Raw genomic sequence first — 15,659 nt, forward strand, 5'->3', positions numbered from 1 at the left:
CGCGTAGTCGACAATTTGGGGCTGCCTTGCAGCCCTTCCGGGCAAGCCCGCTCCTACAAAGGTTATGCATTCCGCTGTAGGAGCGGGCTTGCCCGCGAAGGGCCGCAAAGCGGCCCCAGCGTTTACTGCTATTTTCGTGAGACCTGTAATGCCGCTGTCGAATGTCCAGATCCTCTTCGAAGACGCCGCCATCCTGGTGATCAACAAACCGACCCTGCTACTGTCGGTCCCTGGCCGTGCCGAGGACAACAAGGACTGCCTGATCACCCGCCTGCAGGAAAACGGCTACCCCGATGCGCTGATCGTGCACCGTCTGGACTGGGAAACCTCCGGCATCATCCTGCTGGCACGCGATGCCGACAGCCACCGCGAGCTGTCGCGCCAGTTCCACGACCGTGAAACCGAAAAAGCCTACACCGCACTGTGCTGGGGCCAGCCGGCGCTCGACAGCGGCAGCATCGACCTGCCGCTGCGTTACGACCCACCGACCAAACCACGGCATGTGGTGGACCACGAGCAGGGCAAGCACGCCCTGACCTTCTGGCGTATCGTCGAGCGCTGCGGCGATCACTGTCGGGTGGAGCTGACACCGATTACCGGGCGTTCGCACCAGCTGCGCGTGCACATGCTGTCGATCGGGCACCCGCTGCTGGGTGATCGGTTATACGCCAACCCGCAAGCCCTGGCAGCTCATGAGCGGCTTTGTCTGCATGCCTCGATGCTGAGCTTTACCCACCCGGTGTCCGGGCAGCGGTTGAAGTTCGAGTGCCCGGCGCCGTTCTGATTTCGCAGGGCCTGTACCGGCCTCTTCGCGGCTAAAGCCGCGCCCACAGGTACCGCGCCGCTCTCAGGGGCTGTGTAATACCTGTGGGAGCGGCTTTGGCCGCGAAGATGCAGACACCAATTGTCGACATTGTGCGTTAAACTCGCGCCACTGCTGTCTGGAGTGAGCTATGCGCGATGCACTGAATACCGGCCTTATCGACTTTCTCAAGGCCTCCCCCACGCCCTTCCACGCCACCGCCAGCCTGGTCCAGCGCCTTGAGGCGGCCGGCTACAAGCGCCTGGACGAGCGCGACAGTTGGGACCCCGAGGGTGGCGGCCGCTACTACGTCACCCGCAACGATTCTTCAATCATCGCCATCAAACTGGGCAAGCAGTCGCCGCTGCTCAATGGCATCCGCATGGTCGGCGCCCACACTGACAGCCCGTGCTTGCGGGTCAAGCCTCAGCCCGAGCTTCAGCGCCAGGGCTTCCTGCAACTGGGCGTAGAAGTGTATGGCGGCGCGTTGCTGGCACCCTGGTTCGACCGCGACCTGTCGCTGGCCGGCCGCGTCACCTACCGCCGCGACGGCAAGGTCGAAAGCCAGCTGATCGACTTCAAGCTGCCAATCGCGATCATCCCCAACCTGGCGATCCACCTGAACCGCACCGCCAACGAAGGCTGGGCGATCAACCCGCAGAACGAACTGCCCCCCATCCTCGCCCAAGTGGCTGGTGACGAGCGCATTGACTTCCGCGCCCTGCTCACCGAGCAACTGGCCCGCGAGCACGAATTGATCGCCGACGTGGTGCTGGACTACGAGCTGAGCTTCTACGACACGCAGGACGCCGCGCTGATCGGCCTGAATGGTGACTTCATCGCCGGCGCCCGCCTGGACAACCTGCTGTCGTGCTACGCCGGTTTGCAGGCCCTGCTGGCCGCCGACAGCGACGAAACCTGTGTGCTGGTGTGCAACGACCACGAAGAAGTCGGCAGTTGCTCGGCCTGCGGTGCCGATGGCCCGATGCTGGAGCAGACCCTGCAGCGCCTGCTGCCCGGTGGCGACACCTATGTGCGCACCCTCCAGCGCTCGCTGATGGTGTCGGCCGACAACGCTCACGGCGTGCACCCCAACTACGCCGACAAGCATGACGGCAACCACGGGCCGAAGCTCAACGCCGGGCCCGTGATCAAAGTGAACAACAACCAGCGTTACGCCACCAACAGCGAGACGGCCGGGTTCTTCCGCCACTTGTGCATGGCCGAGGAAGTACCGGTGCAGAGCTTTGTGGTGCGCAGCGACATGGGCTGTGGCTCGACCATCGGGCCGATCACCGCCAGCCACCTGGGTGTGCGCACGGTGGACATCGGTTTGCCGACATTTGCCATGCATTCCATTCGCGAGCTGTGCGGCAGCCATGACCTGGCGCACCTGGTGAAGGTACTGACCGCGTTCTACCGTAGCCGCGAACTGCCTTGATGTAAGCAGGCCCGGCCTGTTCGCGGCGGTTCGACGCCTCGAACAGGCCAAGCCTGCTTACACATGCTCAAGGTCAATCACGCCTCGCTTGCCAAGCGCTATGCTTGTTACATGGCCCCACTGCAAAAGGATTGCTGTCCATGTCCCCGTTCCTGTCTCTGTTCGTGCCGGTGTTCCTGTTCCTGATGCTGCTGACCATCGGCTTCAGTATGCGCGAACGCAACATCGGTGTACTGATGATGTGGATCGGCACCTTGGGTATTTTCGGCCTCACCTGCTGGAAGATCCTCGAGAAACTGCCGACATAAACCTCTACACTCGGTCAATCGTTTGACCTGAGGTAGATTTTCCAGTGCCTGCCCTCCTGCGTTACCTGTTCCTGCTGCTATTGCTTTTCATTGCCCCGGCACAAGCGGCGGGCCTGCCTGGCTTGCTGGGCGGCAGCGCGCCCGCCCAGCCAGAGGCCACCGAGCCGCTGGGCAAATCGCTGGACGAGGTGATCAAGAACCTCGAAAACGACCAGCAACGGGCCAAGCTGCTGGCCGACCTGAAAAAACTGCGCGACGCCACCCGGCAATCGCAACCCAGTGTTGAACAGGGTGTGCTCGGCCTGATCGGCGGTGCCCTGCATGACTTTGAAAAACAGTTCAGCGGCGATGCCAGTCCATTCCACCGCTGGGCCGCAGAAATCGAACAGGCCCAGGCCGAACTGACCGAACTGATGGTGCCCGTGCACCAGTGGCCGGCGATCCTGTTCGGTTTTGCTGCAGTGATTGCCGTGTGGAGCGTGCTGGCCTACGCCTTCAACTGGGTCGGCCATCGGGTACGCCTGCGCTTTGGCCTGAGCGAAGAACTGCCACAGCACCCGCGTACCTGGGACCTGGTGCGCTTTGCCTTGCGCAAGCTCGGCCCATGGTTGGTCGCGCTGGTGTTCACGGTGTACCTGAGTTTCGTGCTGCCGCCATCGCTGGGCAAATCCCTGGCCATGGTGCTGGCCTACGCCCTGGTGGTCGGTACCTGCTTTTCGGCCATTTGCGTCATCGCCTTTTCCTTGCTGGACGGCCCACACCGCCACCGTGCCCTGCACATCCTGCGGCGCCAGGCGTTTCGCCCGTTGTGGCTGATCGGCAGCTTCGCCGCGTTTGGCGAGGCGATGAGCGATCCACGCATGCTGGTGGCCCTCGGTACCCACCTGGCCCACGCCCTGGCGACCTTGGCCAATGTGATTGCGGCGCTGTGCACCGGGTTGTTCATCCTGCGCTTCCGCCGCCCGATCGCCCACCTGATCCGCAACCAGCCACTGTCGAGGCGCCTGACCCGACGCACCCTCAGCGATACCATCGAGATCCTCGGCAGCTTCTGGTTCATTCCGGCGCTGATCCTTGTGGCCATTTCGCTGTTCGCCACCTTCGTCTCCGCCGGCGACACCAGCACCGCCCTACGCCAGTCGCTGATGTGCACGGTGCTGGTGGTGGTGTGCATGGTGCTCAATGGCCTGGTGCGCCGCCATACTGCCAACCCCAAGCGGGCCAGCAAGCGCCAGGCGGTGTACACCGAGCGCCTGCGCAACTTCGGCTACCTGCTGGTGCACCTGTTCATCTGGCTGGTGTTTATCGAGTTGGGCCTGCGCGTGTGGGGCGTGTCGATGATCAGCTTCGCCGAGGGCGACGGCCATGACGTCAGCCTGCGCCTACTGGGCCTGGCCGGCACGCTGATGGTGGCCTGGCTGGTGTGGATCCTTGCCGACACCGCCGTACACCATGCCCTGGTGGGCTCGCGCCGGGGGCTGGCCAACGCCCGCGCGCAAACCATGATGCCGTTGATCCGCAACGTGATGTTCGTGGTCATCTTCATCATCGCGGTCATCGTCGCACTGGCCAACATGGGCATGAACGTCACCCCGCTGCTGGCCGGTGCCGGTGTGATCGGCCTGGCCATCGGTTTTGGCGCGCAGTCGCTGGTGGCCGACCTGATCACCGGCCTGTTCATCATCATCGAGGATTCGCTGGCCATCGACGACTACGTGGATGTCGGCGGCCACCTGGGCACGGTGGAAGGGTTGACCATTCGTACCGTGCGCCTGCGCGACATCGACGGCATTGTGCATACCATCCCGTTCAGCGAGATCAAGAGCATCAAGAACTACTCGCGGGAGTTCGGCTACGCGATCTTCCGCGTGGCAATACCGCACAGCATGAACATCGACCAGGCGATCACGCTGATTCGCGAAGTGGGGCAGAAGCTGCGCAATGACCCGCTGATGCGCCGCAACATCTGGTCACCGTTGGAGCTGCAGGGGGTGGAGAGCTTCGAGTCAGGTTCGGCGATCTTGCGGGCACGGTTCAAGACCGCGCCGATCAAGCAGTGGGAGGTGTCGCGGGCGTTCAACCTGGCCTTGAAGCGGCAACTGGATGAGGCCGGGCTTGACCTGGCGACGCCGCGATTGTCGGTGCAAGTGGTGACAGCCGGTGGGGGTGGGATGACGGAGGCCGGTTCGTAGGAGCGGGTTTACCCGCGAAGAAGGCAACACCTCATCCAGCCTGGGCACGAATGCGGATCGCATCATGCCGCCAATACTCGAGGTCGCAGTCGATCAAGTGCCCATGCTGGTCACTGTTGACCCGGGTAATGTGCAGCCCCGGGCTGCCCGCCGACACTTTCAAGGCACTGGCCGCCTCCACCGGCAACGCTGTCGGCAGGATCTCGAAGCACACCTGCCCGTATGCGATGCCATACACCCGCCCATAAATCTCGGTCAGTGACTGCGCCAGGTCGTGTTCGAGAATGCCGGGAAAGTACCGGGGGTTGAGGTAATGCTCGGCATACAGCACCGCCCGCCCATCAATCCGCCGTAACCGGCAGACGCGCACCACGCTGGACAACGCAGGCAACTGCAAGCGTGCACAGGTGGCCGCCGAAGCCGGCTGCAGCCTCGCCGACAGCAGTTCGGTACTGGCCACCCGCCCCTGATCGCGCACCATGGCATGGAAGTGGCTGCGCTCGATCAGGTCGTAGGTCAAGCGCTGCGGCGCAACGAACCAGCCTCGGCGCTCTTCGCGGTAGATCAAGCCTTGGGCTTCCAGCTGCACCAACGCCTCACGCAAGGTAATGCGAGTGGTGTCGAACACCTCGCTGAGCCGCCGCTCGGCCGGCAGCTTGCCGCCCGGCGCCAGCAGACCATGCTCGATCTGCTCCTGCAGGGCATGGCAGATGGCTGTTACCGCACGCGGGGGCGTCGACTGCATCAAAAGGTTACCTATCTGGACTAGTCCAGCCCCATCACAGGGCATTTGGAGAACAGTGCAAGCCTATGCAGGGCTGATGAACATCCTGTGACAAAGCTTAGGCCAGCCACTGCCAGAAACGCGCCAAGCCAGCAGAACCGGGGCGATTACCTGGTCTACGCTGTAGCTTCAGGGCCCTTGCCGGCCCCCTGCCTACATCAAACTGTCACGCAAGCGGCCTACCTTGGCTCAAGGTTTGCTGACCTAGACCAAAGGTGCCAGTCAAAGGCTTGCAACGGCTTTACCCAGAATAATGATCGCAAGGCACCCACCCAAAGGAGCTTCGGATGAAAAAGTTCTTCATGGCGTCACTGCTTGGTTCGGCCATCGCGTTGTGTACCTCGGCCATGGCCGCCGGCACTGACCTCAAGGCCCTGGAAGACGCCGCCCGCAAGGAAGGCACTGTCAACAGCGTGGGCATGCCCGACGCCTGGGCCAACTGGAAAGGCACCTGGGAAGACCTGGCCAGCAAGTACGGCCTCAAGCACAGCGACACCGACATGAGCTCGGCCCAGGAACTGGCCAAGTTCGAGGCCGAGAAGGACAACGCCAGCGCCGACATCGGTGACGTGGGTGCCGCTTTCGGCCCGATCGCGGTGACCAAGGGCGTCAGCCAGCCTTACAAGCCAAGCACCTGGGACCAGGTGCCGGAATGGGCCAAGGACAAGGACGGCCACTGGGCGCTGGCCTATACCGGTACCATCGCCTTCATCATCAACAAGGACCTGGTCAAGGAAGAGGAACGGCCGAAGACCTGGCATGACCTGGAAAAAGGCAAGTACAAGGTTGCCATTGGCGACGTCGGCACCGCCGCCCAGGCCGCCAACGGTGTGCTGGCTGCGGCCATCGCCTACAAAGGTGACGAGCAGAACATCCAGCCGGGCCTGCAGTTGTTCACCAAGCTGGCGCAGCAGAAGCGCCTGTCGCTGGCCAACCCGACCATCCAGACCCTGGAAAAGGGCGAGGTGGAAGTTGGCGTGGTGTGGGACTTCAACGGCCTGAGCTACCGTGAACAGATCGACCCCAAGCGTTTTGAAGTGCTGATCCCCTCGGACGGCTCGGTGATTTCCGGCTATACCACGGTCATCAACAAGTACGCCAAGCACCCCAACGCGGCCAAGCTGACCCGTGAATACATCTTCAGCGATGCCGGGCAGATCAACCTGGCCAAGGGGCATGCGCGGCCGATCCGGGCCGAGCACCTGAAACTGCCGGCGGATGTGCAGGCCAAGCTACTGCCCAACGATCAGTACGGTGCCGCCCAACCGATCAAGAATGCCGAGGCCTGGGAAGCCACCTCGAAGAAACTGCCGCAGATGTGGCAGGAGCAGGTGATCATCGAGATGGAGTAAGGGGCTGGGCTTTGTAGCGCCTGATCCGGCCCTTTCGCGGGTAAACCCGCTCCTACACAGGGATACGCGATACATGTAGGAGCGGGTTTACCCGCGAAGATGCCAACGCGGTTCATGACTGGAGTAAACATGCAACACAACGTCATCCTGGTCCTGCTCGACGGCCTCAACTACCAGGTCGCCCACCATGCGATGGGCCACCTGCACGCCTACGTCGAGGCCGACCGTGCCGCGCTGTACCGCGTGGAATGCGAGCTGCCATCGCTGTCGCGGCCGCTGTACGAATGCATCCTCACCGGCGTGCCGCCAATCGACAGCGGCATCGTGCACAACAACATCAACCGCCTGTCCAACCAGCGCAGCGTGTTTCACTACGCCCGCGAGGCCAACCTGGGCACTGCAGCGGCGGCCTATCACTGGATGAGCGAGCTGTACAACCGCTCGCCCTTCGACCCGCAGCGCGACCGCCACACCCACGCGCCGAAGCTGCCGATCCAGCACGGGCTGTTCTACTGGGACGACCGTTACCCCGATTCGCACCTTCTGGCCGATGGCGAGTACCTGCGCCGCCGCCACGCCCCCAACTTCCTGCTGGTACATCCGATGAGCGTTGACGACGTGGGTCACCGCCACGGCCTGGACAGCAGCCAGTATCGCAACGCTGCGCGCAGCGTCGACATCCTGCTGGCCGACTACCTGCCCGGCTGGCTCGAAGAGGGCTATCAGGTATTGGTCACCGCCGACCACGGCATGAACAACGACCGCTCGCACAACGGCCTGCTGGCTGAAGAACGTGAAGTGCCGCTGTTCGTCTTCGGCGACGCCTTCAGCCTGGACCCGGCCGCCAAACCGCTGCAGACCGAACTGTGCGGCACCATCTGTGAACTGCTGGGCGCCGCGCACGACAAGACGGTTTGCCGGGAGCTGCTGAAGTGAGTGGCGGCATACGTGGCCGCTACCTGGCCCTGCTCTGCCTGCTGCCGTTCGCCGTGTTCTTCGTCATCTTCCAGGTCGCCCCGCTGGCCTGGGTGGCGATCAACAGCCTGCAATCGGAAGCCGGCTGGGGCATCGACAACTTCAGCAAGGTGTTCGCCTCCAAGTTCTACCTGCAGGCGTTGCAACGCAGCCTGGAAATCAGCTTCTGGTCGAGCGTGTTCGGCATCGTCATCGCTACCCTCGGTGCATACTCGCTGCGCCAGGTGGACTCGAAGCTGCGCGACTTCGTCAGCGCCTTCGCCAACATGACCAGCAACTTTGCCGGCGTACCGCTGGCCTTTGCCTTCATCATCCTGCTCGGTTTCAACGGCGCGCTGACCCTGCTGCTGAAGCAGGTCGGCCTGCTGGAAGACTTCAGTATCTATTCCAAAAGCGGGTTGATCCTGGTGTACACCTACTTCCAGATCCCGCTGGGCGTATTGCTGCTGTACCCCGCCTTCGACGCCCTGCGCGAAGACTGGCGCGAGTCAGCCGCGCTGCTGGGCGCCAACCACTGGCAGTACTGGCGACACATCGGCCTGCCGGTACTGGCCCCGGCACTGCTGGGCACCTTCGTCATCCTGCTGGCCAACGCACTCGGTGCCTACGCCACCGTGTACGCACTGACCACCGGCAACTTCAACGTACTGCCGATCCGCATCGCCGGCCTGGTGGCAGGCGACATCAGCCTCGATCCGAACCTGGCCAGCGCCCTGGCGATGGTGTTGGTGGGGCTGATGACGCTGGTCACGGTGGTGCATCAATGGCTGCTGAAAAGGAGCTACCATGCGCGCTGACATCCGTTCCGGCGGCTGGTACCACCGCCTCGTGGTCTACCTGCTGTTCCTGATCCTGCTGCTGCCCCTGGCCGGCACCCTCCTCTACTCGCTGGCCACCAGCTGGTCGGCGACCCTGCTGCCCAGCGGCCTGACCCTCAAGTGGTATGCGGCACTGTGGAGCGAGCCGCGCTTCCTTGCGGCCTTCGGCCAGTCGTTGCTGGTGTGCGTAGGCGCACTGCTGCTGTCGGTGGCGCTGATCTTGCCACTGCTGTTCGTGGTGCATTACCACTTCCCGCGGCTCGACGCGCTGATGAACATCCTCATCCTGCTGCCATTCGCGGTGCCGCCGGTGGTGTCGTCGGTGGGGCTGCTGCAGCTGTATGGCAGCGGGCCGATGGCCATGGTCGGCACACCGTGGATCCTGATCGGCTGCTACTTCACCATCGCCCTGCCGTTCATGTACCGGGCCATCACCAACAACCTGCAGGCCATCAACCTGCGCGACCTGATGGACGCCGCGCAACTGCTTGGCGCCAGCACCTGGCAGGCCGCACTGCTGGTGGTGCTGCCGAACCTGCGCCAGGGCCTGATGGTGGCATTGCTGCTGTCGTTCTCGTTCCTGTTCGGCGAATTCGTGTTTGCCAACCTGCTGGTCGGCACCCGCTACGAGACCCTGCAGGTGTACCTGAACAACATGCGCAACAGCAGTGGCCACTTCAACAGCGCGCTGGTGATCTCCTACTTCGCCTTCGTGCTGGTACTGACCTGGGTCGCCAACCGCCTGAACAAGGACAAGACCTGACATGAGCTTCGTCAGCGTACAGAAACTGCAGAAAAGCTACGCCGGCAGCCCGGTGTTCGAGAGCATCGACTGCCACATCGAACGCGGCGAATTCGTCACCCTGCTCGGCCCGTCCGGCTGCGGCAAGTCCACCCTGCTGCGTTGCATTGCCGGGCTGACCTCGGTGGATAGCGGGCAGATACTGCTCGACGGCCACGACATCGTGCCGCTAAGCCCGCAAAAACGTGGCATCGGCATGGTGTTCCAGAGCTACGCGCTGTTCCCCAACATGACCGTGGAGCAGAATGTCGCCTTTGGCCTGCGCATGCAGAAGGTCAAGGCCGATGAAAGCCAGCTGCGGGTACACGAGGCGCTTGAGCTGGTGGAGCTGGGCAAGTTCGCCGGGCGCTACCCGCACCAGCTTTCCGGTGGCCAGTGCCAGCGCGTGGCCCTGGCACGCTCACTGGTCACCCGCCCGCGCCTGCTGCTGCTCGACGAACCGTTGTCGGCGCTGGATGCGCGTATCCGCAAGCACCTGCGCGAGCAGATTCGCGCCATCCAGCGCGAACTGGGGCTGACCACCATATTCGTCACTCACGATCAGGAGGAAGCGCTGACCATGTCCGACCGCATCTTCCTGATGAACCAGGGGCGCATCGTCCAGAGCGGCGATGCCGAAACCCTCTACACCGCTCCCGTGGACCTGTTTGCCGCCGGCTTTATCGGCAACTACAACCTGCTCGACGCCGACAGCGCCAGCCGCCTGCTGCAGCGCCCGGTGGCCAGCCGCCTGGCGATCCGCCCAGAGTCGATCACCCTTGGCGAGCACGGCGAGCTGGACGCCGAGGTACGCAGCCACAGTCTGCTGGGCAACGTGATCCGCTACCGAGTGCAGGTGCGCGAAGTGGAGCTGGTGGTCGATGTGCTCAACCGCTCGCCGGCCGACTTGCACGCGGACGGGAAACGGGTAAGCGTGTCGATCGACCCCACTGCGCTGCGGGAAGTGGCTTAAGGAGACTCAACACAATGGCACTGGCAATTTTCGATCTGGATGAGACCCTGATCCACGGCGACTGCGCCTCACTGTGGAGCGAGCAGATGGCCCGGTTGGGCTGGGTCGACGGCAAGGATTTCCTGCGCCGCGACCATGAACTGATGGAAGCCTATGGCAGGGGCCACCTGCAGATGGAGGACTACATGGCTTTCAGCCTGGAGCCGATTGCCGGGCGCACCCTGGAAGAAGTCGAGCACCTGGTGGCACCGTGGGTCGAAGAAGTGATCGAACCGATCATCTACGGTGACGCCTGCCGCTGCATTGCCGAGCACCGCAAGCGTGGGGATCGCATCCTGATCATTTCCGCGTCGGGCACGCACCTGGTCGGGCCGATTGCCGCGAGACTGGGTGTGGATGAATACCTGGCCATCGAGCTGGAGGCAGTGAACGGGGTGTACACCGGCAAGACCCACGGGGTGCTGACCTATCGTGAGGGCAAGATCACCCGGTTGCTGGAGTGGCTGGATCAGGAGCAGGAGAACCTGGAGGGCGCGAGTTTCTATTCCGATTCGAGGAATGACTTACCGTTGCTGTTGAAGGTGGATCACCCACATGTGGTGAACCCGGATGCGGTGTTGCGCGAGCATGCCGAGATCAACGGGTGGCCGATTCTGAGCTGGAGCTGAAGGTCTTTATGGGCTGTGCCGGCCCCTTCGCGGGTAAACCCGCTCCTACATCGCACAATGTTCAAATTGTGGCGATCCTAATGTAGGAGCGGGTTTACCCGCGAAGGGGCCAGGCCGGCTTACACCAGGCTAGGGTCGATCACCATCACCAGCTTGCCCGACACCTGGTTGGTCTCCAGCTCGGCATACGCCGCCTTGGCAAACTCCACCGGATAGGTGTCGACCAGCTGCGGCGACAACCGCCCCTCGGCGAACAGCGGCCATACTTGCTGCTGCAGTTCACGCAGCAGCTCGGCCTTGAAGCCGTCGTCACGGTTGCGCAGGGTGGAACCGGTAATTTCCAGACGCTTGCCCAGCACTTGGGCCAGGTCCAGCTCAAACTTGCGTCCGCCCATCAGGCCGATGATCACCCAGCGCCCATCACGGGCCAACAGCTTGAGGTTCAGCTCACCGTAGCTAGCGCCCACCGGGTCGAGAATCACATCGAACGGGCCAAAACCTTCCAGCTCTTCCAGGTTCTCGTTACGTACCACACCACCCACAGCGCCCAGCGCCTGGCAGTAGGCAAGACGATCCTGCGAACCGACGCTGACCCAGACCGGGCTGCCGAACGCCTTGCACAGCTGGATAGCGGCCGAGCCAACGCCACTGGCGCCGGCGTGCACCAGCACCTTCTCGCCAGCCTTCACTGCACCGAGCTGGAAGATGTTCAGCCAGGCAGTGGCATACACCTCCGGCAACGCTGCCGCTTCATGCAGGCCAAGGCCCTCGGGCACCGGCAGCACATGACGGGCATCCACCACCACTTCCTCGGCCATGGCGCCGCTGGCCAGCAGGGCGCAAACGCGATCACCCACTCGCCAATCGGCACCAGCCCCCACCTCTTCAACCACCCCGGCACACTCCAGCCCCATGTACGGGCTGGCACCTGGCGGTGGCGGGTACAAACCTTTCATCTGCAGCAGGTCGGCGCGGTTCAGCCCCGCAGCGGCCACGCGAATGCGCACTTGGCCCGCGTCACAGGTCGGGCGTTCGGCCTCGACCCACTCCACATGTCCGTCAACGCCTTGCAATGCCTTCACAGTGCCTCCATAGTTGAATCATGACTGGGCCTGAGGTCGCTTACCTCAGGCCTTTTGCAGTATTTGCCCGGCTCCATGGAACCGGCAACGGAAAAGACGGCCTACTATGCGTGATCAATTGCCTCCACGTCGAATCAGCATGAAGCATTTCCTTCCAAGCACCGCACTGGCTGTGATGATCGGCCTGGGCAGCCTCACGCTCGGCGGCAATGCAGTGGCCGCCAACAAGTGGGACAGCCTGCAGCCGGACCGCGACGAGATCGTCGCCAGCCTCAATGTGGTGGAGCTGCTCAAGCGCCACCACTACAGCAAGCCCCCCCTGGACGATGCCCGTTCGGTCATTATCTACGACAGCTACATCAAGCTGCTGGACCCGGCGCGCAGCTACTTCACCGCTGCCGACATTGCCGAATTCGATAAATGGAAAACGCAATTCGACGATTTCCTCAAGAGCGGCAACCTGGACCCGGGCTTCACCATCTACAAACGCTACCTCGACCGCGTCAAGCAACGCCTGGACTTCGCCCTGGCCGAGCTGAACAAGGGCGTGGACAAGATGGACTTCACCACCAAGGAAACCTTGCTGATCGACCGCAAGGACGCACCGTGGATGAAGAACCAGGCCGAGCTCGACGACTTGTGGCGCAAACGCGTTAAAGACGAAGTGCTGCGCCAGAAGATCGCCGGCAAGGAACCCAAGCAGATCCAGGAAACCCTGATCAAGCGCTACAAGAACCAGCTCGCGCGCCTGGACCAGACCCGTGCCGAGGACATCTTCCAGGCCTACATCAACACCTTCGCCCAGTCCTACGACCCACACACCAACTACCTGTCGCCGGACAACGCCGAGAACTTCGACATCAACATGAGCCTGTCGCTCGAAGGCATCGGTGCGGTACTGCAAAGCGACAACGACCAGGTCAAGATCGTGCGCCTGGTGCCGGCCGGCCCGGCAGCCAAGACCAAGCAGGTGGCCCCGGCCGACAAGATCATCGGCGTAGCCCAGGGCAACAAGGAAATGGTCGACGTGGTGGGCTGGCGCCTGGACGAAGTGGTCAAGCTGATCCGTGGCCCGAAAGGCTCGGTGGTACGCCTGGAAATCATCCCGGCCAGCAATGCGCCTAGCGACCAGACCAGCAAGATTGTGTCGATCACCCGTGAAGCGGTGAAACTTGAAGAGCAGGCGGCGAAGAAGTCGGTGCTCAAGCTCAAACAGGACGGGCGTGACTACAAGCTGGGCATCATCGAGATCCCGGCCTTCTACCTGGACTTCAAGGCCTACCGCGCGGGCGACCCGGAGTACAAGAGCACCACGCGTGACGTGAAGAAGCTGCTCACCGAACTGCAAAAAGAAAAAGTCGACGGCGTGGTCATCGACCTGCGCAACAACGGCGGCGGCTCGCTGCAGGAAGCCACCGAGCTGACCAGCCTGTTCATCGAAAAAGGCCCGACCGTGCTGGTGCGCAATAGTGACGGCCGCGTCGACGTGCTGGAAGACGAAAACCCGGGGGCCTTCTACAAGGGCCCGCTGGCACTGCTGGTCAACCGCCTGTCGGCCTCGGCATCGGAGATCTTCGCCGGTGCCATGCAGGACTACCACCGCGCGCTGATCATCGGTGGCCAGACATTCGGCAAAGGCACCGTGCAGACCATCCAGCCGCTCAACCATGGCGAGCTGAAGCTGACCCTGGCCAAGTTCTACCGGGTTTCCGGGCAGAGCACCCAGCATCAGGGGGTACTGCCGGACATCGACTACCCATCGATCATCGACACCAAGGAAATCGGCGAGAGCGCCCTGCCAGAGGCCATGCCGTGGGACACCATACGCCCGGTGGTCAAGCCTGCCGCCGATCCGTTCAGGCCGTTCCTGGCCCAGCTCAAGGCGCAGCATGAGGCACGTAGCGTCAAGGATGCCGAGTTCACCTACATCCGCGACCGCCTGGCCCTGACCCAGAAGCTGATGAACGAGAAAACCGTCAGCCTCAACGAGCAGGAACGCCGTGCACGCCACGACAGCATCGAGACCAAGCAACTGGCACTGGAAAACATCCGCCGCAAGGCCAAGGGTGAAGAACCGCTGAAAGAACTGAAGAAAGAGGACGAAGACGCTCTGCCGGTCGAGGATGAAAACACCAAGCCGGAAGACGACGCTTACCTCGCAGAGACCGGTCGCATCCTGATCGACTACCTCAGTGCCAGCACCAAGGTGGCCAAGAAGTAAAGCACCTCAGCAATGATGGCAGAATAATGCGACCTGTCATCAAACAGTCATCGTGCTGTCGTGAAATATGGGGGCCGGGCATGCAGATGCCCGGCCTTTTCATTTTCAGGAATACGTCATGACCGTTGCCGAACAGCTCAGTGCCTTGAGTGCCATCCTGGCTCAACGCAGTATTCACAGTCTGTTCCAGCCAATCGTGTGCCTGAGTGAACATAGGGTGTTCGGCCATGAGGCGCTGAGCCGTGGCCCGTCCAACAGCCCGCTGCATGCGCCGCTCAACCTGTTTACCATCGCCCGCCAGGCCGGCCGCCTGACCGAGCTGGAAGCCGCTTGCCGAGAAAGCGCCTGCCGACGCTTCAGCGAGCAGCAACTGCAGGGCAAACTGTTTCTCAACATCTCGCCCGAATCGCTGCTGGAGCCGCACTACCCCTCCGGCCTGACCCTGAAACTGCTCGAACAGGTTGGCCTGCCGCCTAGCCGGGTGGTGATCGAGTTGACCGAGCACACGCCCACCGACGACTTCCAACTGCTGTCCAATGCCCTGCACCACTATCGCGACATGGGCTTCTCGATTGCCATCGACGACTTGGGCGCGGGCTATTCCAGCCTGCGCCTGTGGTCGGAGCTGCGCCCCGAATACGTGAAGATCGACCGGCACTTCATTGACGGCATCCACCGTGACCCGCTCAAGCGCGAGTTTGTTGGCTCCATTCTGCAGATCGCCCGGGCGTCGAAGGCACAAGTGATTGCCGAGGGCATCGAGCTGGCGGAAGAGCTGGCGGTGCTGGTGGAGATGGGCGTGGACCTGGTGCAGGGCTACTTGCTAGGGCGGCCACAGGAGCTGGGGGTACACGACAACGGGCTTTTACCAGCACTGACGCAGGTGCCACTGGCCGAACAACCGACCGTGCGCTTGAATGCCACGATCGGGCAGCTGCTGGAGCTGTTTGGCCGGCACCAGCACCTGGAAGCATTGGAAGTGGTGGATGCCGATGGCAAAGGGTGCGGGTTGATTCACAGGGATGCGCTGCCTGTGCCGGCCTATTCGCGGGTGAACCCGCTCCTACACCAGCCTGATTCCAACCCCCGATGTGTGCCCACCACCGTGGTAGGAGCGGGTTTACCCGCGAATACGGTGGCGGCGTCAACGGTGAACGGCGGATGGAAATTGGCCAGCAGGCCCGGCCCTTTCGCGGGTGAACCCGCTCCTACGACGGCCTGAGTCCGACCCCAGATGCGTGTCCACCTCCGATCCGCGTAGG

Annotated in this window: 14 protein-coding genes; 12 read left to right on the forward strand and 2 right to left on the reverse strand. The window is 62.7% G+C overall.

What is annotated here, in order from left to right:
• Window positions 1-148: 148 nt before the first annotated feature.
• From INQ47_RS19935 to INQ47_RS19950, 4 genes are all read left to right on the forward strand, one after another.
• Entirely contained in the window at window positions 149-784 is a 636-nt protein-coding gene (locus tag INQ47_RS19935; protein WP_019436776.1) for an RluA family pseudouridine synthase, read from the forward strand.
• A 169-nt stretch (window positions 785-953) separates the two neighbouring features.
• Window positions 954-2,243: a M18 family aminopeptidase gene (locus INQ47_RS19940; RefSeq protein ID WP_209964122.1), complete on the forward strand. Its 1,290-nt coding sequence runs from the start codon at window positions 954-956 to the stop codon at window positions 2,241-2,243.
• A 140-nt stretch (window positions 2,244-2,383) separates the two neighbouring features.
• The gene (locus tag INQ47_RS19945) at window positions 2,384-2,551 is read left to right on the forward strand and encodes a hypothetical protein (RefSeq protein WP_016501052.1); all 168 of its coding nucleotides are present in this window, start codon (window positions 2,384-2,386) and stop codon (window positions 2,549-2,551) included.
• 44 nt (window positions 2,552-2,595) lie between these two features.
• Window positions 2,596-4,743: a mechanosensitive ion channel family protein gene (locus INQ47_RS19950; protein ID WP_404702407.1), complete on the forward strand. Its 2,148-nt coding sequence runs from the start codon at window positions 2,596-2,598 to the stop codon at window positions 4,741-4,743.
• A gap of 31 nt (window positions 4,744-4,774) precedes the next feature.
• Here INQ47_RS19950 and INQ47_RS19955 read toward each other — a convergent pair whose 3' ends face one another.
• Window positions 4,775-5,488: a UTRA domain-containing protein gene (locus INQ47_RS19955; RefSeq protein WP_404702408.1), complete on the reverse strand. Its 714-nt coding sequence runs from the start codon at window positions 5,486-5,488 to the stop codon at window positions 4,775-4,777.
• 326 nt (window positions 5,489-5,814) lie between these two features.
• Here INQ47_RS19955 and INQ47_RS19960 point away from each other — a divergent pair, with 326 nt between their 5' ends.
• The 6 genes from INQ47_RS19960 to INQ47_RS19985 all read left to right on the forward strand — a co-directional run bounded on the left by INQ47_RS19960 (window position 5,815) and on the right by INQ47_RS19985 (window position 11,094).
• Complete coding sequence (locus INQ47_RS19960; RefSeq protein ID WP_252458973.1) at window positions 5,815-6,879, forward strand: ABC transporter substrate-binding protein; 1,065 nt, start codon at window positions 5,815-5,817, stop codon at window positions 6,877-6,879.
• 129 nt (window positions 6,880-7,008) lie between these two features.
• Window positions 7,009-7,815, forward strand: a complete 807-nt coding sequence (locus INQ47_RS19965) for an alkaline phosphatase family protein (protein WP_003252558.1) — start codon at window positions 7,009-7,011, stop codon at window positions 7,813-7,815.
• Window positions 7,812-8,651, forward strand: a complete 840-nt coding sequence (locus INQ47_RS19970) for an ABC transporter permease subunit (protein ID WP_103469327.1) — start codon at window positions 7,812-7,814, stop codon at window positions 8,649-8,651. The genes INQ47_RS19965 and INQ47_RS19970 overlap by 4 nt, the downstream gene beginning before the upstream one ends.
• Window positions 8,641-9,435: an ABC transporter permease gene (locus tag INQ47_RS19975; protein ID WP_209964113.1), complete on the forward strand. Its 795-nt coding sequence runs from the start codon at window positions 8,641-8,643 to the stop codon at window positions 9,433-9,435. The genes INQ47_RS19970 and INQ47_RS19975 overlap by 11 nt, the downstream gene beginning before the upstream one ends.
• 1 nt (window position 9,436) lies before the next feature.
• Window positions 9,437-10,426, forward strand: a complete 990-nt coding sequence (locus INQ47_RS19980) for an ABC transporter ATP-binding protein (RefSeq protein WP_209964110.1) — start codon at window positions 9,437-9,439, stop codon at window positions 10,424-10,426.
• A gap of 14 nt (window positions 10,427-10,440) precedes the next feature.
• A complete protein-coding gene (locus INQ47_RS19985; RefSeq protein WP_019436775.1) occupies window positions 10,441-11,094 on the forward strand; it encodes an HAD family phosphatase in 654 nt (217 codons plus the stop codon).
• Between the two features lie 119 nt (window positions 11,095-11,213).
• Here INQ47_RS19985 and INQ47_RS19990 read toward each other — a convergent pair whose 3' ends face one another.
• Window positions 11,214-12,176 carry an NAD(P)H-quinone oxidoreductase gene (locus tag INQ47_RS19990; RefSeq protein ID WP_252458972.1) on the reverse strand — a complete coding sequence of 321 codons (963 nt, stop codon included), beginning with the start codon at window positions 12,174-12,176 and terminating at the stop codon, window positions 11,214-11,216.
• A gap of 139 nt (window positions 12,177-12,315) precedes the next feature.
• On the opposite strand from INQ47_RS19990, the gene INQ47_RS19995 reads away from it, so the two are divergent.
• Window positions 12,316-14,397: a carboxy terminal-processing peptidase gene (locus INQ47_RS19995; RefSeq protein WP_172402795.1), complete on the forward strand. Its 2,082-nt coding sequence runs from the start codon at window positions 12,316-12,318 to the stop codon at window positions 14,395-14,397.
• Window positions 14,398-14,515: 118 nt separating this feature from the next.
• A complete protein-coding gene (locus tag INQ47_RS20000) occupies window positions 14,516-15,619 on the forward strand; it encodes an EAL domain-containing protein (protein WP_404702409.1) in 1,104 nt (367 codons plus the stop codon).
• Window positions 15,620-15,659: the final 40 nt, after the last annotated feature.

Source organism: Pseudomonas sp. 3HC3, assembly GCF_044904505.1.
In the GTDB taxonomy this organism is placed as follows: Bacteria; Pseudomonadota; Gammaproteobacteria; order Pseudomonadales; family Pseudomonadaceae; genus Aquipseudomonas; species Aquipseudomonas putida_Y.

What these genes read in the sequence shown, in the direction of transcription:
- INQ47_RS19935 (WP_019436776.1), top strand. Translation starts at nt 149, where the DNA reads ATGCCGCTGTCGAATGTCCAGATCCTCTTCGAAGACGCCGCCATCCTG.
- INQ47_RS19995 (WP_172402795.1), top strand. Translation starts at nt 12,316, where the DNA reads ATGAAGCATTTCCTTCCAAGCACCGCACTGGCTGTGATGATCGGCCTG.
- INQ47_RS19975 (WP_209964113.1), top strand. Translation starts at nt 8,641, where the DNA reads ATGCGCGCTGACATCCGTTCCGGCGGCTGGTACCACCGCCTCGTGGTC.
- INQ47_RS19940 (WP_209964122.1), top strand. Translation starts at nt 954, where the DNA reads ATGCGCGATGCACTGAATACCGGCCTTATCGACTTTCTCAAGGCCTCC.
- INQ47_RS19965 (WP_003252558.1), top strand. Translation starts at nt 7,009, where the DNA reads ATGCAACACAACGTCATCCTGGTCCTGCTCGACGGCCTCAACTACCAG.
- INQ47_RS19945 (WP_016501052.1), top strand. Translation starts at nt 2,384, where the DNA reads ATGTCCCCGTTCCTGTCTCTGTTCGTGCCGGTGTTCCTGTTCCTGATG.
- INQ47_RS19955 (WP_404702408.1), bottom strand. Translation starts at nt 5,488, where the DNA reads ATGCAGTCGACGCCCCCGCGTGCGGTAACAGCCATCTGCCATGCCCTG.
- INQ47_RS19985 (WP_019436775.1), top strand. Translation starts at nt 10,441, where the DNA reads ATGGCACTGGCAATTTTCGATCTGGATGAGACCCTGATCCACGGCGAC.
- INQ47_RS19960 (WP_252458973.1), top strand. Translation starts at nt 5,815, where the DNA reads ATGAAAAAGTTCTTCATGGCGTCACTGCTTGGTTCGGCCATCGCGTTG.
- INQ47_RS20000 (WP_404702409.1), top strand. Translation starts at nt 14,516, where the DNA reads ATGACCGTTGCCGAACAGCTCAGTGCCTTGAGTGCCATCCTGGCTCAA.
- INQ47_RS19980 (WP_209964110.1), top strand. Translation starts at nt 9,437, where the DNA reads ATGAGCTTCGTCAGCGTACAGAAACTGCAGAAAAGCTACGCCGGCAGC.